Origin of the sequence: Gluconobacter albidus, from assembly GCF_002005485.1 — a bacterium.
Taxonomy (GTDB): Bacteria; Pseudomonadota; Alphaproteobacteria; order Acetobacterales; family Acetobacteraceae; genus Gluconobacter; species Gluconobacter albidus.
The window spans coordinates 186,344-211,335 of sequence record NZ_CP014690.1 but is presented as its reverse complement, the minus strand read 5'-3'; the positions used below and the strand labels follow the sequence as shown (position 1 = coordinate 211,335).

Annotated in this window: 30 protein-coding genes; 10 read left to right on the top strand and 20 right to left on the bottom strand. The window is 58.7% G+C overall.

The genetic code is table 11. The features are described from left to right. Positions 1-5 precede the first annotated feature (5 nt). On the bottom strand, positions 6-764 hold the full coding sequence (locus A0U94_RS15360) for a BRO-N domain-containing protein (protein WP_077804185.1): 759 nt from the start codon (positions 762-764) through the stop codon (positions 6-8). 448 nt (positions 765-1,212) lie between these two features. On the opposite strand from A0U94_RS15360, the gene A0U94_RS15355 reads away from it, so the two are divergent. The 5 genes from A0U94_RS15355 (at position 1,213) to A0U94_RS15335 (ending at position 4,637) form a co-directional block, all read left to right on the top strand. After that, complete coding sequence (locus tag A0U94_RS15355) at positions 1,213-1,767, top strand: hypothetical protein (protein ID WP_149026844.1); 555 nt, start codon at positions 1,213-1,215, stop codon at positions 1,765-1,767. Between the two features lie 115 nt (positions 1,768-1,882). Beyond that, positions 1,883-2,728: a hypothetical protein gene (locus A0U94_RS15350; RefSeq protein ID WP_077804183.1), complete on the top strand. Its 846-nt coding sequence runs from the start codon at positions 1,883-1,885 to the stop codon at positions 2,726-2,728. Beyond that, complete coding sequence (locus A0U94_RS15345; protein WP_077804182.1) at positions 2,728-3,294, top strand: hypothetical protein; 567 nt, start codon at positions 2,728-2,730, stop codon at positions 3,292-3,294. Before A0U94_RS15350 ends, A0U94_RS15345 begins: the two co-directional genes overlap by 1 nt. Before the next feature lie 109 nt (positions 3,295-3,403). Continuing rightward, complete coding sequence (locus A0U94_RS15340) at positions 3,404-4,213, top strand: hypothetical protein (RefSeq protein ID WP_077804181.1); 810 nt, start codon at positions 3,404-3,406, stop codon at positions 4,211-4,213. Positions 4,214-4,235: 22 nt separating this feature from the next. Beyond that, positions 4,236-4,637, top strand: a complete 402-nt coding sequence (locus tag A0U94_RS15335; RefSeq protein ID WP_077804241.1) for a hypothetical protein — start codon at positions 4,236-4,238, stop codon at positions 4,635-4,637. A gap of 108 nt (positions 4,638-4,745) precedes the next feature. On the opposite strand, the gene A0U94_RS16215 is transcribed toward A0U94_RS15335, so the two are convergent. After that, a complete protein-coding gene (locus A0U94_RS16215; protein ID WP_228119316.1) occupies positions 4,746-5,024 on the bottom strand; it encodes a hypothetical protein in 279 nt (92 codons plus the stop codon). Between the two features lie 126 nt (positions 5,025-5,150). On the opposite strand from A0U94_RS16215, the gene A0U94_RS16210 reads away from it, so the two are divergent. Together A0U94_RS16210 and A0U94_RS16350 are read left to right on the top strand one after the other, a co-directional pair. Then, positions 5,151-5,366 (top strand): antitoxin VbhA family protein, encoded by a 216-nt coding sequence (locus A0U94_RS16210; protein WP_063905511.1) that lies wholly within the window; start codon positions 5,151-5,153, stop codon positions 5,364-5,366. Positions 5,367-5,373: 7 nt separating this feature from the next. Further along, complete coding sequence (locus A0U94_RS16350) at positions 5,374-6,849, top strand: Fic/DOC family protein (protein WP_077804179.1); 1,476 nt, start codon at positions 5,374-5,376, stop codon at positions 6,847-6,849. Between the two features lie 175 nt (positions 6,850-7,024). Here the strand turns inward: A0U94_RS16350 and A0U94_RS15320 are convergent, their stop codons facing one another. Beyond that, positions 7,025-7,699 (bottom strand): hypothetical protein, encoded by a 675-nt coding sequence (locus tag A0U94_RS15320; protein WP_077804178.1) that lies wholly within the window; start codon positions 7,697-7,699, stop codon positions 7,025-7,027. A 314-nt stretch (positions 7,700-8,013) separates the two neighbouring features. Then, positions 8,014-8,682, bottom strand: a complete 669-nt coding sequence (locus A0U94_RS15315) for a hypothetical protein (protein ID WP_077804177.1) — start codon at positions 8,680-8,682, stop codon at positions 8,014-8,016. A 250-nt stretch (positions 8,683-8,932) separates the two neighbouring features. Between A0U94_RS15315 and A0U94_RS15985 the strand changes: the two genes are divergently transcribed. Next, a complete protein-coding gene (locus tag A0U94_RS15985) occupies positions 8,933-9,100 on the top strand; it encodes a hypothetical protein (protein WP_167369412.1) in 168 nt (55 codons plus the stop codon). A gap of 568 nt (positions 9,101-9,668) precedes the next feature. Here A0U94_RS15985 and A0U94_RS16285 read toward each other — a convergent pair. The 9 genes from A0U94_RS16285 to A0U94_RS15280 form a co-directional block, all read right to left on the bottom strand. Further along, a complete protein-coding gene (locus A0U94_RS16285; protein ID WP_255376059.1) occupies positions 9,669-9,794 on the bottom strand; it encodes a hypothetical protein in 126 nt (41 codons plus the stop codon). 141 nt (positions 9,795-9,935) lie between these two features. Continuing rightward, positions 9,936-10,064: a hypothetical protein gene (locus tag A0U94_RS16280; RefSeq protein ID WP_268898553.1), complete on the bottom strand. Its 129-nt coding sequence runs from the start codon at positions 10,062-10,064 to the stop codon at positions 9,936-9,938. A 28-nt stretch (positions 10,065-10,092) separates the two neighbouring features. Continuing rightward, positions 10,093-10,587: a single-stranded DNA-binding protein gene (gene ssb, locus A0U94_RS15310; RefSeq protein ID WP_077804176.1), complete on the bottom strand. Its 495-nt coding sequence runs from the start codon at positions 10,585-10,587 to the stop codon at positions 10,093-10,095. A gap of 741 nt (positions 10,588-11,328) precedes the next feature. Next, positions 11,329-12,153 carry a hypothetical protein gene (locus tag A0U94_RS15305; RefSeq protein WP_077804175.1) on the bottom strand — a complete coding sequence of 275 codons (825 nt, stop codon included), beginning with the start codon at positions 12,151-12,153 and terminating at the stop codon, positions 11,329-11,331. Positions 12,154-12,479: 326 nt separating this feature from the next. Then, positions 12,480-13,685, bottom strand: coding sequence for a helix-turn-helix domain-containing protein (locus tag A0U94_RS15300; RefSeq protein ID WP_149026843.1), 1,206 nt, complete (start codon positions 13,683-13,685; stop codon positions 12,480-12,482). A 71-nt stretch (positions 13,686-13,756) separates the two neighbouring features. Next, entirely contained in the window at positions 13,757-14,458 is a 702-nt protein-coding gene (locus A0U94_RS15295; RefSeq protein WP_077804173.1) for a hypothetical protein, read from the bottom strand. A gap of 240 nt (positions 14,459-14,698) precedes the next feature. Continuing rightward, entirely contained in the window at positions 14,699-15,355 is a 657-nt protein-coding gene (locus tag A0U94_RS15290; RefSeq protein ID WP_077804172.1) for an Abi family protein, read from the bottom strand. Between the two features lie 125 nt (positions 15,356-15,480). Continuing rightward, positions 15,481-15,987: a helix-turn-helix domain-containing protein gene (locus A0U94_RS15285; protein WP_077804171.1), complete on the bottom strand. Its 507-nt coding sequence runs from the start codon at positions 15,985-15,987 to the stop codon at positions 15,481-15,483. A gap of 702 nt (positions 15,988-16,689) precedes the next feature. Beyond that, positions 16,690-17,226 (bottom strand): TetR/AcrR family transcriptional regulator, encoded by a 537-nt coding sequence (locus tag A0U94_RS15280; RefSeq protein WP_207728953.1) that lies wholly within the window; start codon positions 17,224-17,226, stop codon positions 16,690-16,692. Between the two features lie 152 nt (positions 17,227-17,378). Between A0U94_RS15280 and A0U94_RS15275 the strand changes: the two genes are divergently transcribed. Both A0U94_RS15275 and A0U94_RS15270 read left to right on the top strand, forming a co-directional pair. Next, on the top strand, positions 17,379-18,173 hold the full coding sequence (locus tag A0U94_RS15275) for an SDR family NAD(P)-dependent oxidoreductase (protein ID WP_077804169.1): 795 nt from the start codon (positions 17,379-17,381) through the stop codon (positions 18,171-18,173). A gap of 247 nt (positions 18,174-18,420) precedes the next feature. Continuing rightward, on the top strand, positions 18,421-19,014 hold the full coding sequence (locus A0U94_RS15270; protein ID WP_077804168.1) for a nuclease-related domain-containing protein: 594 nt from the start codon (positions 18,421-18,423) through the stop codon (positions 19,012-19,014). 12 nt (positions 19,015-19,026) lie between these two features. On the opposite strand, the gene A0U94_RS15265 is transcribed toward A0U94_RS15270, so the two are convergent. The 7 genes from A0U94_RS15265 to A0U94_RS15235 form a co-directional block, all read right to left on the bottom strand. Next, on the bottom strand, positions 19,027-19,392 hold the full coding sequence (locus A0U94_RS15265; protein ID WP_077804167.1) for a hypothetical protein: 366 nt from the start codon (positions 19,390-19,392) through the stop codon (positions 19,027-19,029). A 67-nt stretch (positions 19,393-19,459) separates the two neighbouring features. Then, complete coding sequence (locus A0U94_RS15260; RefSeq protein ID WP_077804166.1) at positions 19,460-19,855, bottom strand: hypothetical protein; 396 nt, start codon at positions 19,853-19,855, stop codon at positions 19,460-19,462. Next, on the bottom strand, positions 19,855-20,226 hold the full coding sequence (locus A0U94_RS15255; RefSeq protein WP_077804165.1) for an ABC transporter substrate-binding protein: 372 nt from the start codon (positions 20,224-20,226) through the stop codon (positions 19,855-19,857). Before A0U94_RS15255 ends, A0U94_RS15260 begins: the two co-directional genes overlap by 1 nt. 60 nt (positions 20,227-20,286) lie before the next feature. After that, entirely contained in the window at positions 20,287-20,784 is a 498-nt protein-coding gene (locus tag A0U94_RS15250; protein WP_077804164.1) for a Ros/MucR family transcriptional regulator, read from the bottom strand. A gap of 282 nt (positions 20,785-21,066) precedes the next feature. Beyond that, positions 21,067-23,115: an ATP-dependent helicase gene (locus A0U94_RS15245; protein WP_077804163.1), complete on the bottom strand. Its 2,049-nt coding sequence runs from the start codon at positions 23,113-23,115 to the stop codon at positions 21,067-21,069. Further along, complete coding sequence (locus A0U94_RS15240; RefSeq protein WP_077804162.1) at positions 23,112-23,783, bottom strand: hypothetical protein; 672 nt, start codon at positions 23,781-23,783, stop codon at positions 23,112-23,114. The genes A0U94_RS15245 and A0U94_RS15240 overlap by 4 nt, the downstream gene beginning before the upstream one ends. Continuing rightward, a complete protein-coding gene (locus tag A0U94_RS15235; protein ID WP_077804161.1) occupies positions 23,780-24,760 on the bottom strand; it encodes a DUF3991 and TOPRIM domain-containing protein in 981 nt (326 codons plus the stop codon). Before A0U94_RS15235 ends, A0U94_RS15240 begins: the two co-directional genes overlap by 4 nt. Between the last annotated feature and the right edge of the window lie 232 nt (positions 24,761-24,992).

Here is a 24,992-nt window from a genome sequence, read left to right as displayed (position 1 = left end):
TGAGATCATTTCGTCAAAGCGTCAGGCCGTTCCCTCTCCTTCTGTGCGGTTGTTGCCGCCTGCATGACCCATTGCGCTAGTCGAGTGCTCAGAGAGATGGCCTGATCAAGCTGTTGGCCGCAGGAATTTTCGGTCACGGCCTTGTTCATGATGACGTCCTCGGTTCGGAAGTTTCGCCACAGGGATCCGACCAGTTGAGCAGAACTCACCAACGCCTGCACATCGGCCTGATCAACCTCGACAAGAATTTCTTCCAGATCTCGCGCTTCGATGTGAAGAGGCCGCCCCGGCAGGTTCAGAACCATATACCGGCCTGGCAGTCGGAGCCTCTCTCGAAGCCGCATCATCTCGGCTCCCTCAACACCGGCCTGAGAACGGTCTTTGCCGAGGTAGGAACCTGTCTCGAAAACTTCCGGCAAGACCGCGTCTGTAACCCATCGACGAAAGGCCTTTGCGTGAGGACAGCGAGAAACAAAGGTGAGGTGAAGGGCACCGCTTCTGCTAACCGCGTTGACCGTCTGCAAACCTCCATGGGTCATCATCTTCATTGAAGTGTGCTCGTCATCATCCAGCCGCAGCATCGCATCGCGTGAATTCGAGAGCCCCAGTACCATGCAAACCTGGCTAGCACGGAGCCATAGTTTTCCTTCGTGAACCACGCCCTCCAAACAGTGGTTTTGAAACATAAACTCGGTGGTACGGGCAGCATCATGAACTGCCTCTGCGGCGACAGCTCCCGCTTCGGTATCCCTGTCCTTGGTCATGGATGGTCGGCTCCTGATGAGGCAGCCCCCTCACTGTGAGGTAGGCTTCTCTTCCTCTTTCGGCCGCCATCGTGCTGGGTCTTTATGCGACTGAGATGCCTGAAATAGACGGCCTCTCGCGCTCTGGGAGCAGCAAAGGGCGTCGTTAGTTCCGACGCCCTTTCAAGCCCGCACGGCGCATCCGCCCGCACCAACGGTGCAATGGTCTATGAAGAAGCTCTTTTCTTTGCCTCATAGTTGCCTCGTCAATTCTCAATCCCGCCTTGCAGTCGCCTCGTACTAGCCTCGAAATGGCTTCGGAGACGCCTCGTAGATGCCTCCATGATGCCTCGAACTTGACACGGAGATGCCTCGCCTGCGAAAGAGGTCCGACGCACCAGAGGCCGTGAAAACGGTTCAGAGTGCGAGGTGTGTCCAGAACGGACACAAAGCGGGGGCGAAAGTGATCATGTCCAAGGCACTGAGAGAGATTCAGGAGGCACACAAGACACGCCCTGCTCAACCGCACTCGAAAGCCGTCTATCAGTGGCTCAGAAAAAATCAGGACATCGTGTCTGAACTTCGCGAGGCGAAAATCGCCACCTGGGAGATGATCGCCGAAGCCGCGAAAAAGGATGGTGTGGAGGTCGAACTCTCTCCGGTTGGACTTGGGGCCATCAGAAAAATGTGGTCACGCCTCAAGAGCGAGCGAGAGAAAATCACAGTCGGAAAACCGGCAAACGACGCACCCGATCAGACGCCAGAACCGCCGAGCCGAACCCCGGCAGACTGGCGGCCTGCCGCTGTGGAAGAGTATTACGCGGAACGTGAGGAAAGACCCGTCGCGCCGCCACCTGCCGCCACGCCACAGGTGCCCGCCATTTCGGCCGCCGTAACGTCACCGTCCTCCAGAAACGCGGACCCGCATACGAACATTTCTGCTGAGGGTCGCCAGTCTCTGGAACACATCCGGGCAAAGCTCCGGGCGCGCAGAGAAGAGAAAAGAAGGCTCACGCCAGACTGATTTTTTTCTGAGCGGCGGAGTTAAGTCGCAGAATGGCCCGGCACTATGGCGTCTGAAAGAGGAAGAGAAGCCCATCTCACAGTGAGGGGGCTGCCTCATCAGGAGCCGACCATCCATGACCAAGGATATTGCCGCCAAAGCCCCCACAGGCGCTGCCGACCAGAAGGCAGCCGCCCCCAAGCGCAAGCCGGTTATTTTTACGATCATTGGCCGTCAGCGGGTCGGGAAGACGACCCTGCTTAATGCTCTCGCCCAGACAATCCACGAGCAGGGCGGCACACCCGAAATCTGGAACACCGATCTGCTGAACCGGTCGCACTCCATTTCCAGTTTCCATGATGCGAAAAGCCCCACAGGCGGTGACACGAAACGTCAGCGGAAATGGCTGGAAGAAAAGATCCAGTCTCTCATGGAAAGTCGCCATGACGCCATTCTCGACATCGGCGGCGGATGGACAGCGCTGCATGAGTTAATCAGCACGGAATCACTGACACGCGCCCTCGACATGATGGGCATCACGCTCTCAGTGGCGTTCCTCATCGGCCATGAACGCGCAGATCTCGATTATCTGGAAGACCTCCAAACCAACAAGAAGTTCTCTCCCCGGAACGCCGCAGTCATTCTCAACGAAGGCCTTATTCCTCCTTCCCTGGACGTGGATGACGTCTTTGAAGAGGTTGCCATTCACCCTGCGGTTGTCGAAGCCATGGACAACGGCGCAAAGCTCGTCCTCTATCCGGCTGCCGAGCCCATGAAAGACGTCTGTGACCGAACGCTCACATTCCGCGCCTATGCCGAGGGCGAACAAAAGGACGGGTTCCCGACCACCTCAATCTTTGACCGGCTCGCGATTGACCGTTGGTACCGCCGTGACTTCCCGGTCTTCCTGCGGGAGCTAGGCGAGCCTCGTCTGCCGAATATGCCTAAGGGCCTCCCTGTTCCGGCCGAAAGTGACGTGTAATGTCTGACGGCCTTACCCAGAGGATTTCCGACTGTCAGGCCAGATTTGAAAGCTCACTGGATGCGCTCCGTGAGCAGACGCATCGGTGGACGCTTCGGCCGCGTTCACCTGAGGCCAAGGTTCTGGATGGCCTCATGATTCTGATGGAGATGAACAATCTTCATCAGGCCCTCCTCCTCAAGGATCGCGAACACTCTGAAGCAGCGCACAGAGCGCTGTTTCAGGAGGCCGAGAAGCGGATGGAGCAGTGTGTCGCGAAGTGTGAAAGCCTGCTGGATCAATGCACACGCTCGGCAACGGAGGAGGTAATTGAGGTCAGGCGTGCTCTTCATGAAGGCGTGGCAGCCTCTCGCCAGCTTCAGAAGATTGACGAAAAGACCGTCAAGGCAAAGGTCGCGGAAGTCCTTGGTACGGTCAAAGGCGAAATCGCCGAGAGCATGAAGGCCCAGATCGTGATGGCGGGCACCCGGGTTCGAAGGGACGAAATCAGCAAGCGGGCCGGATGGTTCGCCACCATGATCGTCGGGGGAACCGTCTTCGGAATTATCCTCGATCACCTCATTTAGGTGTGTCCGTTTCGGACACACCACCTCGCGCCATCAGGCAGCGTTTCAAACAGCCCTCAAAGTCGCAGACGACAGACGGATACTGAGCACCCCAACACAGGAGTGCCCAATGCCGCCCCCCGTCAAACAATCCTTCCTGATTACAGGTCTGGCTCTCTCAGCCGGACTTGGCCTCAGCGGTTCGTGCCAGGCGCAGTCGATCGAAGTGCCTAACGGCCTGCCGGAAGTCCCGCATGTCGTCTATCCGGAAGTCGGCCTGCCGAACTTTACGGTACCGGCCGGGACCGTCCAGCAGATCGGCGGAGACGGCAAGGTCATCCAGACCACTCAGCCGGTCTCGACGGGGTCAGACTCACTGCAAACGCTTTATAGTAAAGCGTGGGGCTATCAGGCCGCCGACAATGCCTCCTCCATCGGTGTAAACCCCGCTGCCTTGGCCGCGACATGCCAAGTGGAGTCCGGCTGCCAAAATGTCCATACGGCGAATAGTTCAGGAAACACGATTACTGGTGCCTTCCAGATGTCGAATGGCACATATTCCCAAGAGATGAGCAAAGCCCTTGCGGATAATCCGGGGTTAGCAACCAGCATTACGTCTGGAACAGCAGGTCAGCAAGATCCTGCTACGCAAGCCGTTGCAGCCGCACAATATCTAAAGGATGCCGCCCTGTCCCTTCAGGCGGCAGGCGTCACCAATCCTACCGCGCTAGACACACGAGGCTATTATAACTTCGGACCTTCAGCCGGAAAGCAGATTGCTACTGCTTCGGACGATATGCCCATGAGCGATATTCTGACCAGTTTTTCTTCGGACAAACTTGCGCAAAACGGCATATCGGCGGGAGAGACCGTGGGCCAATGGAAACAGGCTACCGCAAACAAAATGGGCACCGGGGCAAACGCCTCTGTACTCTCGTAAAAGATAGAGGGATCATATGTTGATGACTAAAGCTTTCACTTTTGCGGCCTTCAGTCTGGCACTAGCCAGCCTGTCCTCTGCCCATGCTGCGGGCAAACACCCCATCAAAGTTCTGCCAGGCTACACATGCATGGCTATCAACCAGACCGACGAAGAGGCGATGGATTTCAACCATCCCGCGCTATTCAAATCAGCACCGTCCGACACAGCGAGCGATGCAGGCCTTGCTGGCGCACAAATGGCAATCAAGACCGGGGCCTCACCAGTAAACGGTTATCTCCCCACGCTGCGGATTGATTTTAAGCCTGCATGGGTGAAAGCCACGCTGGTCAAACCTTATGCGGCCGCAGCCGACCCAAAAGCGCGTTGTGTCCCCGCCGTGATGTCTGATGGCACACAGGGATTCATGTATCCCCACAACTAATTCGCCATCACCACGACTGATGACGATCAGGCAGCCTCCGGGCTGCCTTTTTCATATCCCCTGAGCCTGGACGTGGAGACACCGGAACCTACCACTTCGCGGGCAATGTCACCCGGCTTTGCGGATCTCGGCGAGAATAGGATCGGCCTTACGTTGCCGGGGACAGGGATGGGCCAGATGAGCCGCTTCCAGATCCAGCAGCCACAGGGACAGATCAGCCGGAAGTGAGGACGTGCCCTCCAGGCAGCGCCGGAACTGGTTTCTGTGCATATCGCATTTCTCGGCGGCCTGACGCTCGGACCATCCGATCCGGAACAGGGCAAGAGACAGGCGCGGACCGGTCAGGTGCTTCGGGCGGCTATCGAGAGGGGAAAGGCTTTTCGTCATGCGAGCATCCTGCCGCTGTGTTCTGCGACTGAACGCAAAAAATCTCGCCTTGAAACACATCTTCAGAACGGCCACGAACCACCGGAAAACCTTGCCATTCCGGGCAAAAACCGCTATTTTCTTCTTATGAGTTCAGCCAAAACCCTCTTCGCTCCGACGCCTTTTTCCGCTCTTTCGGATGAAGAGCGCGCGCGCCGCCAGGACGCGGTCGAGTGGACTCTCGCGGCCCAGAGACGGCAGGGCTACACGCATGATCCCCTTATCGAGGATGCCTGCCAGTCGTTCGTTGCGGGGCAGATCGACCTTGCTGAACTGGGGCGGAGACTGAATCCCGCCCTCTGACGCGTCGATGCCTCCCGTCCACGGTTACACCTACCCGAACGTCTGCGACGATCCGGACCAGACAGACGTCCTGCGGAACCGGATCGGCCTTCGCCGCCATTCCGAACTTCACCCTGAAGAATACCGCCGCACCAGCCACAGGATTCTGGAAATCCGGCTTGGAATGGGGCCATCCGGCTCTTTCGATGCCGACCACCTGAAGGCCATTCATCGGCATATCTTTCAGGACGTCTATGAATGGGCGGGCCACATGCGCCACGAAAGGCCGGTCGTGGACGGGGCACGGGTCGAACCGATCGGCTCCATGCGGAAAGGGTCAACAACCTTCCTGCCCGGCTCCCACATCGACATGGGGCTGACCGAGGCCTTCAAGCCCATCCGCGACCCGGACGTCCTGAAGACCTCCACGCCGGAGCAGTTTGCGGCCATCGCCGGCAAGGTTCTGAACGAACTCAATTACGTCCACCCGTTCCGGGAAGGCAACGGCAGAACGCAGGAGGCGTTTGTCGCGGAACTCGGCCGACACTACGGGCATAATGTGGACCTCTCCGTCATCACGAGATCTCGGATGGTCTCCGCGTCCATTGCCGGCACGCAGGATCCGGACCATCCGGCCATGGCGGCCCTGCTGACGGACGCCAGTTCGCCCGCCCGCACCCGTGCTCTTAAGGAGCTGATGCAGGACATGGGCTCCGGTCCTGCCGCAAGGCCGCTGGATGACCTCGTCATCCGCACGGCCGCGCCTGGGGAAACTGTCTCGGGGATCTTCAAAACACGAACCAGCTTATCCGGTGCGTTTGAAACGCCTGACGGGATCGTGGCGGTGCCTGTCGCGGATCTGCGAAACGCTGTCCGAATGGACGGCGGGTACACCATCACCGTGCAGTCGGATTTTTTGACGGCCTCTGCTGCTCCGATGCTTCGGCCCGTACCGCGTCCGGTCGTCCCGGCTGTCTTCGGGCCTGCGGAAGAGAAGCGCGAAAACGCGCTCCTGGCACAGGCCAAGGAAGAAGGCCTTAAGGCCGCCGCCTCTCTTCATGCGTTCTGGTCGGCCCCGCCTTCCCTCGTCTGCCGCGACATCGAGGCCGCTATCCGCCAGGAGGGCGGCGATGCAGCACAGGCCTTTACCGGCATGAAGGCCGGAGGCCGTCATGCGGCGCTCGGGAAAAAGATCGAAAAGGAACTGCGCCACAATCCGACCTTCGCGCGCGAGCTGGGCAAGGTGCAGAAGGACATGGCAGCCTATGGCGACAGTCGGGGAAAGGCCTTTGCGTTTGGGGCCGCTCACGGTCGGGAAACAGAAATCCTGACAGACCTGGCCGGGACGGATCGGGAGATCGCCCGCCATGCCAGCCGGACTCCCACTTCTGAACCGGGCCGCGCCCTGATTCAGACCCTGACCGGCCAGCCCGCCCTAACCGCCACAACGGACCCGGCAGACCGCCCGTCTCTTTCGTCTGCCCAAACACCCGGCCCCGGCTGATCGCCCCCGGTTTTCCTAGACCCATCCTGCCTGTGCGGCGAGCACACTGACGGCGACGAAAGAGGAATGGAGGTGGCGTTTTCCTGAGCCCATCCTGCCACCGGCCAAGACGGGCGACGGGACAGGCCGTCGTCGGAAAAGAACGCGGGTGAACGAACCCTTCAGGGCCGCCCGGTTAAAGGAGCCGTTCACGGATGATTTTTCCGGCGAGTTCGATGGACTCATTGCTGTTGAGGCCACCCGCACTGGTGAGATGCGGGATCACGGCGAGAGGCGTCTCTCCGGGATAGAGCCTGATGCGTTTTGTGTGGTTTCCGACCTTGAACTCCGCGAGTTCACACTTGATTTCTGGTTCGGATGCGATGCTCACGAAATCTCGCTCGTGTGTTACGCCGACGCCAATAAACAGTTTTGGTCTATGCTCCTTGACCTGCGCTCTCATTGTCTTGAAGCAAACATTTCTGACATATGCGATGTAATCGGCCTTGCTTGCGAAGCCTGTACGCTCCTGCGCTTCAGCGGACCATGTATCGACGGTCAGGCAGTTTTCCGGGAAGAGGTTTGTGAGCATGTAGCCGCAGTCTGGAGACGCGAAAATGCTTCTTTCTTTTGCAAACTCGAAGGCTTCGCTGATGGGATAACCCTCGATGCAACAAAGCAGCTTGTGGGCTTTTCGATTGTATCCTCCGGGGTATCCCCATTGCTTTTCGACTGAAAAACCTTCTTCCGCGACCAGGGCGGGATTTGTATTTTCGGAATCACCAAACTCAATGCCACAGAGCCAGGTGGAAGGCTTTTCAGCACTTCCAATATCTCCCGGCCCATCAAACCGGTAGTCGTCCAGCCTCATCGTGTGACCTTTAACGAACGACGCATTTCTTGAAAGCATTATGGCCTCTCTGGAAGTAACTTCGTTCGAGACTAGGAAACCGCGTTGAGGGAGGCAATTCTACCCTTGCCTCTTTCGATTGCCTTAGCGCAGCCCCCTGTGGGGGGCGAGCACTGGGGGCATCACACTCCGCGCCGACTAGGCGCGTCCGCCTTTGCGGGAAAAACCGAGAGGGGGACACCAGAGGGCGGACGGGAGAAGAGGCCGAGGGCAGAGCCGAGGCCGTCAGCGCGGCCCCGGTTAGTGGCCGGACCTGCTGGCCCGGCTTGTGGGGGTTAGAGAACGGCCCCCCACTGTGCGGCGCGGACGTTCTCGGTGAGGCTGCGGGCGTTGTCCTTGACGTAAGGCTTCCAGTCTTCCCCGATCAGTTCGCGGTAGGCGTCACATGCGCCCTGAGCCAGGACGGCGAGCGCGTAAGCCTTGGGAGCCTGCTGTGCAGCGAAACGGACGGCCCGATCTACGCGGTTTTCCCCGCCGTCGATGCCTTGGCGGTCTTCGTCGCGGCTTTCGTTGCTGAAAGAGTTCTGTTCGTCGCGGGCAATCTGGCGCTTGTTCTCGTAGAAGTTGGCGGCCCCATAGGCAGAGCGGATCAAGCCGTCCACGATGCGGCCAAGGTGCATTTCCATGGCCTTGAAATTGCGCTCGCCCCGGAAGTCTGTGACGACAAGCACGTCCTCAAGAAGCGTGTACTGGTCGCGGATCATGCTCAAACCGGCCCCCATCAGCTCGTCATAATCGCCAGCCTCGAAACCGAAATGCTGAACAATGGCGGAAATCTTGTCATCATTGGGGGCGAGACGGAGAACGTCCGCCAGCGTGGGGGAGGCAATGGCCTTGGTGCGCTCGCGGGCTTCGTTGAAACGGCGGACGGCGGCGGGGCTGGCCTTGTTTGCAGCCTTGCGGTTCTGGGCCTTCGGTGCGATTGTGGTTGCTGCGTCGGACATGAAACTCACCTTTTCTAGTCTAGCGAAGTCCCGTTCGGTGCTAGAACACCGTTCGGGGCGCTTTGTCTTGAGGGGCAATCCCTTTCGACAAGTAAAAGATAGCCTTTCTGGCCTTTCATGACAAGAGAAAAAGCACGAAAAACCGCTATAAAACTCGCTTTATTTTTGCGTGACAAGTAAAAAGATTTCTTGATTACTTTATTAATACCTGTCGTTTTCCTAGACCCATCCTGCCCGTGCGGCGAGCACATTGACGGCGACGAGAGTGGAACGACAGTGGCGTTTTCCTGAGCCCATCCTGCCACCGGCCAAGACGGTCGACGGGACAGGCCGTCAAGCCCGGAGCGTCCTGAGCAAGGGTGGCTGGCCTGCGGCTGATGCGGGGTCGCGTGCGGCCCTGCAGCAGACGCGGGCCTGACACCTGCCGCCGAGGGTCGCGCAGTGGCTTTACGGACTGGCACGGCGACTGTCAGACTGAACGCTGGATGCGAGGCCGCCGTCGTGGAACGGCCCTCCCGGGCGGTCCTTCAGGACCGTTCGGGAGGGACGAGGAGCCGTCTCACGGTCGAACGTGCCAGACCAGGACCGTCCGTTCAGGAAAAAGAACGCGGGTGAACCGTTACCCGGATGGGCCGCCCCGACCCTTCTTCTGTTTTTTCTACCTACGGCCCTGATTTGCACCGGAACAGTCCCGCGTCAGGAAGAACACACCCCCACCCACGGCAAGCACCAGCAGGCCTCCCCGGACTGGATGCAAAAAGCCCTGCCAGATCAGGAGAAGAACGGCTGCCTGAATACTCAGTGCAACAATGCGGATTATGGTTTGTCGTGACATGAGCGCAGTCTAGCTCTTTCCGCTGCCCTGGCGCAGTCCCCCTGTGGGGGGCGAGCACTGGGGGCATCACACTTCGCGCCGACGAGGCGCGTCCGCCTGACTAAATCGGGCGAGCGGACAAAAAAAGCGGCCCGGAGGCCGCCTGTCCGTGTCACTGATGGGACGTTCGCAACTTTGCGAGCCGGGTGGCAATCGGTCCGATCGCAAGCCCCAGACCGATGGTGAAAACAGCGGCAGGAAGAAGAATAAACAGGATACTCTGAGTCACGTTATCCATTGGTTTTCGCCTCCGTCTTGTCCTCAGGATAAGGGATATAGGCCAGAAAAGTCAAAGAAATTGCCTCACGCGCCGCACCCAGAAAAAAGCAGGTGACGGCACGCATGGGGGTCAACGGTCCTGTCCCGGAGATGAGTGGGGTCACGATGCCGAGCCCCACGCGCTGAGGGCGAATGTCTGAAGGACGCTGGCAATCGCCTTGTAGCGGTCTTCCTTGTGTTTAGAGCGCTGCGGTGGGGGTAGCAGCGCCATGAGGCGGTCTTTGTTCATCTTACGCTATGCCCCTTCCCCCCGGCACTCAAAATGGAATTTCGTCATCGAGGTCGTTCCCGCCCGGTGCGTCCCAGCCCGCATTGCGGTTTCCGTTGCCAGACGATCCCCCAGACCGGCCGCCACCGTTTCCACCAGCAAAGCCGGCATCGCCCTCATCGCCATTGCCTCGGTTGCTGTCGATCAGCACCAGCTCACCCCGGAAACGGTCAACGACGACCTCTGTGGTGTAGTGCTCCTGACCACCCTGATCGGTCCATTTGCGGGTGCGGAGTTCGCCTTCGATATAGACCTTGCGGCCTTTGCGGAGGAACCGCTCCGCCACGTCACCAGCCCGCTCATTGAAGATGACGACACGGTGCCATTCGGTACGCTCACGGCGCTCCCCGCTCTGCCGGTCGTTCCAGGTGTCGGACGTGGCCAGAGGGAAACTCACGATCTTGGACCCGGACTGCGTATTGCGGACTTCCGGGTCTTTACCAAGGTTGCCAACGAGAATGACTTTGTTAACAGAACCGGCCATGAGAACCTCCAAGAATTAAGGAACGTATCAACTGGACTGTTTCGGCGTTATTGCCTTCGTCCATGAATAGATATTAGGTTTTTACTTTATCGCAGTCAACAAAAACCGCAGGAAACCGCCGTTTTTGAGAAAATAAATCTTCAATAATTGACGATTTACTTGTTGAATACTTAATGGATATTTGATGTTTTCCTAGACCCATCCTGCCCGTGCGGCGAGCACACTGACGGCGACGAAAGAGGAATGGAGGTGGCGTTTTCCTGAGCCCATCCTGCCACCGGCCAAGACGGGCGACGGGACAGGCCGTCAAGCCCGGAGCGTCCTGAGCAAGGGAGGCAGGTTTGCGTCTGCTGCAGGGTCGCGCGCGGCCCTGCAGCAGACGCGGGCCTGACACCTGAAGCCGAGGGATGTGCAGTGGCTTTACGGACTGGCACGGCGACTGTCAGACTGAACGCTGGATGCGAGGCCACCTCCATGGAACGTGCCTCCCCGGACGGTCCGCAGGACGGGCCGGGGAGGTTGAGGAGCCGTCTCACGAACCGATCCCCAGACCAGGGCCGACCGTTATTGGAAAAGGATGCGGGTGAACCGTTACCCGGAAGGGCCGAGACGCAGGGTCCAGACGCACGGTTGAGGGCGGCTGGACCCTGTGGCTCGGTCGAACTTGGCGACGCAGGAGCCTAGTAAGATAGAGTGAACGAACCCTTCAGGGCCGCCCCCAATCCTCTTTTCGCCTACCCTTCAAATCACCCACGGGTCAGTCTCGAAGAAAGAAAACATACTATCCCCTCTCTCCCCCTCTGCTTTCTTCATTTTCCTTCTCAAAACTCTGCGCTCCTGGCGCGCTTTCCGCCTCTTCTTTTCGTGGGCCTTCCAGCAGCCCCGCAGGACAGCCCGCAGCTCCGGACACGAGGCACTGATCTGTCCATAGGACTGACGCCGAAACCGGGCGACGCCACCGAACCGGTCGATCCCTGTCAGCAGGGTGCTCCTGCCGATCTCCGGATAGAAGATCACGCCGAGGCCATCCTGCGCATCGGGTGTCGAGGGCGGGCGGAGAAAGAGGGTGGCGAAGCCGTCCGTTGTCTCAACCCATCCCGGCACCGGCCCTACCAGTCGGCGCAAAGGCATCAGGTCAAAGTCAGGGCAGTTCTCGGCTACGGCGGGCGCGAGAGGCGCAGACCTGTGCCAGAAGCTGGCGCTACAGCCCGCCCAGTCTCTCGAAGGATCCGTTGGAAACAGGATCGAGAAAACGGTGATGAGGTCTGCTTCATACACGAGCTGACCGCCCTGCCATTTGGCAAAGCCCGGATCATCGAAGCTGTCGAAATACTCCATGCCCCGGATACTGACGTCCGGATAGTCGTCGGACAGCCCGTGACCGTGCCCGAGGAAGGACGTGCCGATCCCGTTTTCGAGGGTCATCACCAGCGTGGTGTCGTTCTCCCACGCCATCTGGCTTGGTGCACAGGTCCGGTAGGCGCGCTCTTCCGCGATCTGGCGCAGACGGTCCTGCGGGGCGGTGAGCGTAAAGACTGTTGTGACGGGACTAGCCACGAGAAGCATCCTTTTTCTCTTTTCAGATGCTTTCCCGCAGGCGCAGACGGCTGGACGGGACAATGGCGCGCCCTCAGGGCGCGGGCCGCGTGCGGCCGAACCATTGTGGCGGCCGGACGGCCTGTGGCGCGTCTTCCCTGTTTTTTCTTATTTACAAAGTGCGCGTCCGAGGAGTGTACGATTGACGGCTGCTTACGCCTACATCTCGGACGTGTGGGGCGTGGCTCAGCGCCTCCCCAAAGCAGACGTCGCCCGTTGCACGCGACGACGGGTCTGCTTGAATCCCGGTGCAGCTCAAACTCATTTTCGGGCAGGCCCTAAGAGGGTTCGTTCAGTTATTCCCTATCAGGGAACGGGATTATTTCTCCTTTGGGCGACAGATCGGCTGCCGACGACCCCGTGCGAATTTTGAGAGAAACAACTTCTGCTGGCTCCCGATCAAACCAACCGCTCGGTAGACTGCACAAGCTCTCGACATCCGACGCCGATATCGTGAACTCCGTTGCCAGAAGATCGGCCTTACCGCGAACTCCATGCTCGACAATCAGGTTAAGGCTGTCACGGAGCGCTTTCGGCGCCACAATTGGCCAATTGTGGTCCAGTGGCTCCCCTTTCGACCAACCTTTGGCAGAGTAAAGTTTATAAAGTTGCCGAGTATATTCCTCGGGAATGATCTCAAGGTCACTAAGGCGCTTGATCTGAGCCTTAATCGAGACACGCCACCGCTCTTTCAAATTGGTGAGCATCGCCAGTGAAGGGTATTTAACTTCGTGTGGATATGTCGTGGAAGGCATAAGAAGAGCGCTTGCCAAACGAAACGCCTGCCGTTCGATCATGCGAAGGTTATCTTGGAACTCCTCCTCCGGTACCTGGTGATGCAGTACGACATGGGCAAGTTCGTGAGCAGCGTCCATCTGCCGACGAGGAAAGGACATTTTATCGGTTGCTAGGAGCACATGCGGGCGCCCGTCCACTGGAGACCAACTGCAAAGACCGTCCAGTTTGGTCGTGCCCATCGGGATCGTCGCCACTACGATACCTATACGCTCCATGAGCACCACGACATCGCCACATGGACCTTCGCCCATGTTCCAGTGTTGGCGCAGCCGTAGCGCAATGTCTTCGATGTCTTCATCTCGAAGTTCGCCGTAGGTCGCCCCATCTAGAACATCGGGGATGTCGATTTCCGGCAGGTCGACATAATGTCCTAGCACGAAGCTGACTTCCTGAAGCCAATGCATTTGCGCCTTTTGGTATGCCAGATCACGCACAAGCGTGCTGGCCAAAGAGCGCAGAAATGTTGGACGTTCGCTATGGTAGGGCGGCCGAAGAAAAAATTCAGGCCGAACGCCTAACTCACCAGCAACTCGGACGAGCGTGGAATAATCGGGACTCTGGTCAGCCCCAAGATCTTCCCAACGCGATACTGAGGTAGGGCTGACACCAAGACGTCTTGCGAGCGCAGATTTGGTTGCAATCCGGCGAGCCTCGCGAGCTTCGGTCAGTCGGGCGGGTATAAATCCCGGAGTACCAATACGCATATTTCGAATCCCATCGGCTCCGTACCCAATGGATACGGAGCAAGCATACCTTGTCTGAAACCGGGTTCCGGTTAGTCGGTGGTTCCCTCAGCGATATCGCTGTCGGGCTGTGTCTCGGGTGGGACGAATATCTTACGGGTTTGACGCAGCTTCACAATCTTCGCTTCACAATCCGGACCATCTGGTGTGACTGGATCGGAAGCGTAACCGCCCAGGAATTTCTCCAAGGATTCGTAGAAGATAAAGTCTTTATAATCCGACCCGATTACCCCGATTGCGATTTCCTCGATCATCCCGGCGCGCTCGCGATCCCTCGCGGTCAAGAAGAGCGCGAAGATATCAGTTGGCCGCGGGCTTTTCTCATCAACGAGAAGGCTAGGCTGAAGATGGACGTTAAGCGTCACCCCGGCTGCTCTCGACATATTCTTGGCAGGAATCTTGCGCCGTTCCGGCATGGCGGCAAACCCGAGGATAACGCCAGATTCGCGACCGGCAAATCGTGCAAAGGGTTGGAACACCTTCAAGTCGGTACCGAGCATCACGCCATCGATAAGCAGATGCCCGCCATGAAGCTGAACGACCTCTTCGTAGCCTTCTTCCTGTAGACGGAATCGAATTTGACCTTCCGCTTCCCGACTACGCTTTGGGTTAAGCGTCAACTCTTTGCGCACCACCTCGTGTGCCTTGAGTGCTTCTGCCCGCAGCCTGTCCTCCAGATCGAGCAAGAGGTGCTTGGGTAGAGCGTCAAGAATGGTGCGGCGAATATCGGTCATAGGGTTTGTTTAGCGAATAAATGGATTTAATCCAACATTTTTCGCGTTTTGAATGAAGAATCTCTTGGAAATCGCGCTTGACAATAAGCAGCTCCCAGCGGGGGCGGGTTGAGCATAAGTGCATTGTCGTCTCCGCCTTCATTGCCAGTCGGAGGTGGGATGGAGCGAGTGAAATAGGAGGTCGGCAATGGTGGTGTCGGCGCTTCCGGTGCCAGAGGGCGGTAGCTCAGACTGCTATATCTAAGCGCCGTCACCGTCTTGCAAGACAAGTCGTTCGGACGGGAACACTTGGGAAAAACGATCAAGCGACCGGCACCACGAGGCGGCCGCCGGCGAAAGCCACACCGTGATTTGCAGGATCGCGGAATGGTGTTTTTCTAGGTCCCAGAACAGGATCGGCTCATGATGAGCGATCCGGTTGCGGAGAAGGCGGATCGGGGTCAGGGGGACTGACAGGCTCTTGCGCGTGAGACCCTTACCATCCTCGCGTCTGGCAATACGGTGCAAATCCGTCTGCCACAAATTCTCGTAGGGCTTGCCAAGCATCGTGGTCCAGAAGCTCAGGGTGAGGGCCGCTACGACGCGGCCAGGCGTGGCCTCCTTGCGCTGCCGCGCCAAGTCCAAGAGCGCGGCCGTGACCTGCTCCCTTTGATAGGGGCCGATTAGGAGATCTGGCTCCTCGAACCAACGGCACCCCTTGTGCTCCGCCAGCACGGCATGGACGCGATTACGCAACGCCACTTCAAGCACCTGAAGAGGGACGTAGAGCGCTTCGGATAGGCGCGTGTTAAGGGCGTAGAGGTCGAGCGCCCTCCGCCGATCGCCACCCGCCCAACTCAGGTAGCGGCTGAACCGCTCCAGCGAGAGGGCTTGTTCAAGTTCTTCGTCCACGATCATATACACGCTCCCGAAGGCGTCCTCTGGCCTTGCCCTAGGACGTCAGTTGATCTATATCTTTCCGCGTAAGCCCCGGTCCCGTCTCTGTCAGCAATGACATGCGGCCGGGGCAACCTGTTTCTGGGCTAGGATTTTGTCCTGACTCGCCGTCGGAGCGGCGATAGCTGTGCGTCCGACCGGGCTTGGCGGAGCGCCTTTTTCGCGTCTTTTTCCCGCGCGAAGTCAGGCTCCAGGGAACGCACCTTCTCAATCAGCCCATCCAGATGATAGATATTGCTGTCATAGTCGCCCGCAGCGGTGCGCCGCATCTCGCGACGGATCAGCCCGGCTTTCTCCAACAGAGCGATGTTGTTCTGGATCGCCCTCACGGTTACACCCATACGGTCCGCCATATCCTTCTTCGTGGGAAAGGGTGGGCGGCTCGCGTCGTACCAGTATTCCAGCAGCTGGATAATGATGTTGAATTGCATCGGGCTCAAGTTCATGCGCCCTTGGGAGCGAATGAGTATCGCAGGAACGCCGGCATAACCGTGGCTGACCACAGATTTGCCCCAAATCCCTTCCGTCGAGGAAAGCTTGCGCGTCGGTTTGGCACTCGGAAAATCAACGACGGTGTTAGTGGTCTCGCTCATATTACTTCTCCTGACGCCAACCTATGGATGGGACCGGACCAGCGCAACGCTCGCACAGAGTGGGGGTGGTGAAATCGAAGGGGCTACCCGATTAGGACTACTTGCGATGCTATCTCTGAACGCTGCTTAGGTAGCGCTACTTATGTGGTTGTTTGGAGGGGAGAGGTGGCGCACTAAATACCTAACAGGTAGATGAAAATAATTCTCTACCATCGGAGGAATTTCGTTCTGAAAATCAACCTTGAGTCGACAATCACTCCGGCTGATGAAGGAATACGTATGATCGACGCTCATGTTTTCCGCGGTAGGCGTTCGCCTTAGCCCGGGTCAGCTCCATGCTCGAACCCGTCATGGAGTAGACGCCGCGCGCTCCGCCGAAGCCGGGCCATGTCTCGACCACCTGGAAGCCGCTGCAATAATCGCTAACCGATCGACTGAGTAGCGGCGCGCAATTCGTCTCAAGCAACGTCAGGGCGGCCAACTCGACGATCACGCTGCTCCAAGTCAACACCTATATTTGAGGCGCTCTGGGATTTGCGAAGACGTCCGCTTTCAGAAGCATTCCATCCAAAACTCGATTGACCGGTTCCCCCCCCCCCCCCCGATCATGCCGGTCCGCGCTCCCTATCCGAGAGTGGATGTGCTGCTCTCGCCTACATGTCAGCCGTTAAGTTGCATAGCTAGCGTCATCCTTACCGGACATCAGTTCGAGGGAGCGGAAACATCGGGAACCGCCTTGAGCGCCTCGTCGACAACGACCTGAAGCTGTTCCTGACGAAAACCGTCACGCGCCTGAATAGCCATGCCCTGCATAACAGCCGTGACGTAAGACGACAGCCGTGTCGCGTGTTCTCGGCTGACCCATCGCTGCAATGTATCGGTCAAAAGCGCGCGAAACTGCGCGCGACGTTGCGCCAGATCGCGCGCCAGATCTTCATGGTCGGGATGACTCGCAATCATGCCGGTATTGAGCATACAGCCGACTTCACCCGCTGGATCCACCAGTCCGCGTGCCGTCCCTTCAAGGAGGAGGCGGACCGCCTCGCGTAGAGAGCATGCAGCTTCCATGAAGGACAAATCCGACGCACCACGCATATTTGCATACCGGTCCAAGGCCTCGCGATAAAGCGCTCCCTTGTTGCCGAACGCCGCATACAGGCTCGGTGCGCCGATGCCAAGTGCCGCCGTCAACTGCTGGAACGACACACCTTCATAACCGTATTTCCAGAACAAGCGCATGGCGGTTTCAAGTGCCGCATCGCGGTCAAAACTTCGGGGGCGCCCGCTGGGACGTTTTGACGCTATTTCCATAACGATCATTAAACATCGTTTGACAGCAGGAATCAACGAAGTCATTCTTAAACGATCATTACAGAATGGAAGATCGATTGATGTCATCCAGCAAACCGGTAGCTCTTATCACCGGCGCCTCCTCCGGTATCGGAGCCGTCTATGCCAATCGTCTCGCCGAACGCGGCTACGACCTTCTGCTGGTTGCGCGCCGCGTCGACCGACTGCATGCAATTTCAGAAAAACTCACAAGACAGCATGGGGTCGAGATCCGGACCCTCAAAGCTGACCTCACAGTTGAAAATGATCTTGTTTCGCTCGAGGATCTTCTGCGGTCTGACGAACGGATTGCCTTGCTTGTGAATAATGCGGGAAATGGCAAGCTCAGCAACACGGTTGATATGTGCGATGTTGATGCGAATGCGACGCTCGCACTTAATATCGTCGCCCCGACCCGGCTGGCTCGCGCGGTTCTTCCCGGCTTCGTCAAACGTAACACTGGCGCGATCATCAATATTGGTTCGGTGATGGCCTTCTGCGCGCTCCCGATCACGACGCTTTATAGTGCGACCAAAAGTTACCTTCTGACGTTCACCCAAGGCCTGAAGGCCGAGCTTGCCGAAACCGGCGTGCGCGTGCAGGCCGTACTTCCGGCCGGCACCGCAACCGAGTTTTACGACCACGCGGGAATCCCGCTTTCGGCCTTCGATCGGGCCGCAATCATGACGACCGAGAATCTGGTCGATGCCGCATTGGTCGGGTTCGATCAAGGTGAAGATGTAACACTGCCGTCGGTCCATGATGCGGGTTTGTGGTTGGCCTACGAAAACGCTCGCTCGACTTTGTTCGGTGCAACTCAAACAGGGGTGCCTGCACCGCGCTATAAAAGGACCTGAAGAACGCTAGATTTGCGGGGATGTCCGCTTCCCAGCGATCATGCTGGGATAGCGGACTTTCCGCTTTCCCCCCTAATTAGGCGTTGGCATCGGCAGAGTGTGACAGGTGTTCTCGCGATGGGGTGCTAAATAGACAGACCGCAAAGTCGCAAAGTACGTTGCTAGAGTCCGGATATCGTTTGCTAGACCAGAGACATGCCATGCGCTTTACCAACCCCCATACTTTCGCCTGGAGGCGCGCCTTCGTATGGTCCGCCTGAGACTTCGGCCGCGTGGCGGCCCCTCTCGCATCGAGCGTAGCGACAGCGCGCACGCAGCATGGAAGAGCCTTCAGGCGGAACTCAAGGGTGCCAAAGGCGAGGACAGGATCCGCACCCTCCTGAACGAACTGGGACGGCCCAGCCTCCATGACGTTCACCTTCCCAAGGCCTCTGGTGATGGCACGACCCAGATTGATCATCTCGTCCTCTTGCCCCGTGGTCTCATGGTCATTGAGACCAAGCACTTCGCAGGCCGTTTGAGCGGGCATCCGAATGACGAATACTGGCGCCAACGTCTTGGGAAGGAGGAAGAAGGCCGGCTGATCTACAGCCCCGTCCGCCAGAACGCAGGCCATTGCGCGGCCGTCCGCGCCATCACCTCGCAGGCCTGTCTGGATGTGGAGATCCTGAGCCGCGTAGTCCTCACCGGACGCGCCAGCGTCAGCCCGGCCCTAGAGTCCAGTGTCAGATCGCCGGACGCTCTGGCAAACGAACTGAGACAAAGTGGCGGAGAGGCTTCAGGAGTGATGATGGGCGTGTGGCAGAGGATTGTGCACGTCGCCCGTCATACAAGAAAATAGGCGCGCAGTGCCTTAGTCCGTGCCAATCCCAATCGCGGCGGCCGTATATCGGGTTGTCGTCAGGATCCGGACAACCGCCTCACCGCCAACATCAGAAAGATACAGCAGCCCGTCCTTCGGACAGCCCAGGGGGCGCCCATCCGGATCAAGCACCAGACGCAGGCTGGTGATCGGGCTGACTTCATAAACGTGATGCTCGTCCCAGGAGACGAACGCATGCGTCCGTCCCTTTTCGACCATGGTATGCAGCGTTCCCGGGAGAATCCCTCGGGTTTTCTGCTTCAGACGCTCTGACATGAACTGACCAACAGCCTCTTTCTGCTGCTCGGTCAGGCTCTCATATGTGCAGGGGGCGGGATAGATCGGTTCACCAGTCACGCGGCCAGTCCTTCCTTGCTGAGATGGATAAGGAAAGCGCCAAGGGTGCCTCCCTTATCGGGACAGGTCAGTGTTTTGCCGAGGCCTGGCGTTGTTCGTCAATAAAGTCCGTGACGTCTTTCAGGACGCCATCCGGAATTTCCTCACCGTCATCAAGATCGACTTCCAGACCGTCGGCCGGTGCCTCCGTGCTGCCAGCCGACAGGCCCAGGCAGAGATCCGGATCTTCGGGATCGTAATCGACCCGCACAGCCCATCCATCCGACAAGAAGACGAAATCGCTGAGCAGGCCGTCATCCTCAAGATCGTCGTCATCCTCAGCCTCATCGGCATCTGACGGCAGATCAGAGGCCTTGCAGACACCCGCATACAGGCCAGGAAACGCCGTGTTCAGCGCATCCACAACTTGCTGGGTCTGCGGACGAAAAGGTCCGGTCTTTGAGACCGGCATGACATCACTCATCAGTTCAGCTTCCAGCAGGTGGAGGTCACATGCTGACTGAAGGTCAGGCGTGTGTTGCCATTGTGATCACCGATCAACTCGCACCGTACCCATTTTGACGGGCAGGTCCGGTCCACGAATTTTTCAAGGGTCAGGATGTTGCCTTCTTCACCAGCCGACGTGCGAATGGAATAGCCGGCATCGAGCAGCGCCTGAAGGTTTTCGGGAATGGCTGCGAAGGGCGTAGGCACGGAGGCCGCATGGCCTTTGGCCGTCGGTGTCGGGGATGCAAACCCCATACTCCCAAGAGCCGGATCGAGGGCCATGGCGGGCGAAAGGGCAGCGGCCGTAAGGCCTGCTGCCAGGGCAAGAGAAGAAAGAAGGCGGGTCACGGTCTGTCCTTGCGGTTCACTGGATCTGAAAAGATCGCTTCTGCGACTTCCCGAAGAGACTCACCCCTTTGCAGGGCGTCCGCGACGCTTCTGTGGGATTTTCCGCACGAGCACCTCAGGCTCGGCCTCTTCGGGCTCAGGTGCAGGCTGGCTCCGACCACCCTTCGCGGTCCCAAGACCGATCTGATGCGCCAGTTCGGTCCGATGCCGTGAATATCCTGGCGCCGTCATGGGATAGTTGGACGGCAGTCCCCATTTTGAGCGGTACTCATCCGGGGTGAGATTATAGACGCTCTTGAGATGGCGCTTGAGCATCTTCAGCTTCTTTCCGTCTTCGAGACAAATGATGTAGTCCTCGAACACGGACCGCTTCGGATGGACGGCCGGGACCAGCTCAACTGGCTCTGGCTCCGGCGGCTGGCCGGCCGACGCAAGGGCTGTATGAACACTGCGGATCAAATCAGAAATCTGCTCTACGGGAAGTTCATGGGCACTCACATAGCTTTCCACAATATTGGCTGTCAGACGCCGAAAATCTGTCTCACTATTTGAGGTCATTGCAAATTCCCTTTTCAAATTTCGACTGTGCAAGATGGCACTCTATACAAAAGATAGCCTGACAAGTCACTGAGGCCGCGTGGTTCGCGGCATGGGAGCGGGCGCAACACCTCGTCCCAGATGACGATGTTCGGAACAAGAGTGTGTATCGCCCTTTGTTCCGGTGTACCCGAAAGCTGCGCCCTTCCCGCAAACCTCGCAGTCATAAAGCCAGCCAGACTTCGTCCTGGGCCGCTGAGAGGTGTAAGGCCTGTCGTCAGGACTGTGATGATCGGACATCCCTTAAAACCCCATGGCATCAAGAGCGGCCGCCGTGTAGCGGAACCGGCCCCCTGCCTCTCTTCTCTTTGATTGCCCCTGCTGGCGCAGCCAGCCCGTCACGCGATGCTCGGCGGGGATTTCCTCAATAAAGCCTGACGGCCTCGCTGAAACACCCTGACGATAGCCGACACTGCTGATCGTGGCCTGCTGCATGGCACGGGTCAGCGACACATAGGCCAGTCGGCGTTCTTCTTCATAGTTCCGCTCGCCCATCCCCGGAAAAACCGTCTCTTCCCAGGCGGGCAGGAACACATGCGGGAACTCCAGCCCCTTGGCCCGGTGCATGGTCATGAGCTGCACCCGATCGCGTCCGCGCTCATTCGGTGAGGCCGTGGCGAGGGCTGCGTGCTCCAGAAGATCCTGAAGCCGGGTCAAGCCCTCGGCCAGCCCGACCAGCTCGGACAGGTTCTGCAAGGCCGTCTCCCCTTCTTCAGACGCGGCCTCCCGCCACATCGTATAGTAGCCGGTCTCCTTCAGGAGCGTATCGAGGCGATCACAGAGCCGCATGTCCGGGATCTGCCCGATCCGGGAGACCGTCTCACGAAAGGCCAGCAGGCTGTCACGCACTTTCGCGGGCAGCGTTGCCGTGGTGACGGCCGCACACAGGCTGAGGCCGCGATCGTGCGCGTCCTGCTCGATCTGGCCAAGCGCCTTGGCGCCAAGGCCGCGCCTGGGCACGTTGGCCACGCGACGGAACGCCTCATCGGACTGGCGGCTGTCCGGACAGGCCGCCAGCATCAGGAACGCGAGCGCATCCTTCACCACGGCGCGGTGATAGAACCCGACATCGCCTATGATCTCGTAGGGAATACGCGCTTTGAGCAGTGCTTCTTCCAGGGAGCGGGATAGGCGGTTGATCCGGTAGATCATCGCCATATCGTGCCAGGCAACGCCTTCTGCCGCACGACGTCCCATCTCGGCCGCGATCGCGTCGGCCTCGTCTGACGCATAATCGTAGGTGAGCACCTCGATCTTCTGACCATCGCCCTTCTGGGTAAACAGCGTCTTGGGGATCCGGCCCGGGTCTCGCGCGATGATGGCATTGGCGGCCTGGAGAATATGATGCGTCGAGCGGAAGTTCTCTTCGAGCTTGAAAAGTCTGGCTCCGTCAAACTCACGAACGAAGTTCCGGATGAAGCCGATTTTGGCCCCACGCCAAGAATATATTGATTGCGAATCATCGCCCACGGCGAAGAGTTCCCGTGAGTATTCAGACATATAGGTGAGCCACAGCATCTGTGCACGGTTCACGTCCTGAAACTCATCGGCCATCACGGATGTGAAGCGCTGCGACCACCTATCACGATAGGATCGGTCGTTCATCAGGGCAAGCGTTGGCCACATCAGCAGATCGGAAAAATTGGCGGCATTCTGCTCGCGCAGGGTCGCCTGATAGATCTGGTACAGACGAACGGCGAACTCCCAGCCTTCGACATCGACCATCTGTCGGGCGGCACGGCGGCGCTCGATCAGCCCGCGCACCCAGGCCGGTGCGGCCTCAGGTGTGACAAGGTTCTCTTTCATGTGCCCGATCCGCTCGCCCATTGTCTTGACCTGCCGGACGTCACACTTCTTGCCTGTGTCCGGTTCGGGCACAGTGTCGGGATCCATGGCCTTCATGAGACGGCGGATCAGCGCTGTCGCATCGTCCGCGTCGCGGATATCGAAGCCGGGGTGTAACTGTGCCACCTCGGGCTCGGCCCGAAGCTGTCGCGCGCCAAGGCCATGAAACGTACCAAGCCAGAACGGAGCCTGTCCCTCGCCCAGGACGCTCGTGATGCGCTCACGCATTTCCTGCGCGGCCTTGTTGGTAAAGGTCACGCACAGGATCTGGGACGGCCGCATCCCATACATCTGGATCCGGCACGCCACACCGGCCGTCAGGGTCTTGGTCTTTCCCGTTCCGGCTCCAGCCAGCACGAGAACCCGGCCAAGCGCCATGGCGGCCTCACGCTGCACAGGGGTCAGTGGCTCCAGAACCGGAGCGAGGGTCTGCGGATAAGAGGTCATGCGGGCACCTGCTCGACGGGATAGACCTCAGACGCCACGGGATCCTCGACGGGAACGATATTGCTGCTGTCGGTAAAGAGGGTCAGAGGATGATAGAGGTTAAAGCCCTCATGAGGACCATCCCATCGTCCGGCAATCACGAGAGCCAACGCGCGGTTCAGGCCGCTACCCAGCCACACAAGCTGGTGCGGGACCGGCATTTCAGGCGCTTCAGGATCCGTACAGCCAAGACGGCGCGCATGATCCATCCAGATCGCCGAGGCCTTTTCATGGCCCAGCATGTTGAAGGTCAGGCCGGTCTTGATAACGATATGGTCGATATGCTGGCGGGCCGTGGATCGGGTGTCCTTATACATCATGACGTCCTCAAAAGCCTTGGGGCAGGCTGACAGGGTGAGCGTTGGGAGTTCAGGTCCGTTCAAACGGACGATCGTTGATTTTCGGGTGAAGACGATCAGCTCACCGTCGCGGTCCCAGGCGTCGTTCAGGCGATCACCGCCGATGACGACCCCCTGCACCAGTCCTTCGGGCGTCTGCGCCTCACAGAAGACTTCGGGGGCCGAGGTTCTCAGACCAGTTCTCTTCCAAACCTTGATGGCCTCTGCGTCCTGCCGCCACAGGATCAGTGTGACGGCCTGCCAGCTCAGACGGGATTTGCTCTGCTTCATGCCGCCACGTCCTGACGGGCGCGGCGCTGCAGAACGGCGTTCCAGTCCTTGTCTTCGCCTTTGGGTGAATACCGCAGGGGCTTGAGCCCGGCTTCGCGGATCATGGGCGCATAGATCTCCTCGTAACGGTCGCCCTGGGCATCGCCGTCCACGACGATCATGACGCGGCCGCCAGCCTCAATCGTGCCAAGAAGAGCGCGGAACTCCTCCAATGCTTCGGGGCTCATGCCGCCTCCGGTCGAGACATACAGACTGGGGTCTGCAAAGAACGGATCCATGGCCGCATAGGACAGGACGTCGATGGCGGACTCACCGATGACCAGACGGACGGGCTTCACTCCTTTTTCGCCAGTCCTCATCCGAAAGAGCATTTTGCCGCCGCCGCCCGAGGAGAAGCCGCGATATTCCGGCCCGCGCATCTCCATGCCCGTCAGGCGGCCTGCATTGTTGTGATGGGCGAACCAGGCCGTGCCCTTCATGCCTTCCCGCAGGAGACCCTGCTGGTTCGCGAGATGAAGAATGCGTTCCGACAAAGCCCGGTCGCGGGTCAGATAGGTCCAGGCAGCCGACCCCGGCTGGGGAGCCTGACGGTTCTTCCACATATAGTTTGGATCGCGTGCGGGTTTGCGCTCTTTCGGCTCTGCGACGTACTCGGCCCCACTGGGTGCCAGGCCAAGCATTCCACGGAGTTCGACGCGTGCGTTACCGAGAGACATCCCGGGATTGAGGAACCGGACCAGGTCGATGACCGAGCCTTTGACGATCGAAGAGGAATTGTGCGGATCCCACCAGCCCTTGCCGCCATGGGTGACGATGATGCTCTCGCCTTTCACGCGACGGAAACGCATGTGACGGGCCGAGCTTTCGGAGCGGACGAACCTGTAACCAGCCTGCTCCAGAACAACGATGCAACTGATCTCGTCACGAAACTTCTGGAGTTCCTCGTTCATCTGCTGGGGCGTGTTCTGGTAAGCCATGGCGGAATATCCTCCCGAACGTCCGTTACTTTCGATCTGTGGAAAGTATAGTAAATATCCGTTACAATATCCAATGAATACAACGGAATATCGCGGAATATATTTACTTGATTGAGTAAAATAGTTCTTGCGTCCCGAGCAACAAAAACCAGTTTTTCTTGTTCGTCCTGCGGGGGTTTCGGGGGCAGCGCAGCCCCCGGTGTTGCCGCTGAAAGGAGATGTGTGGAGACGT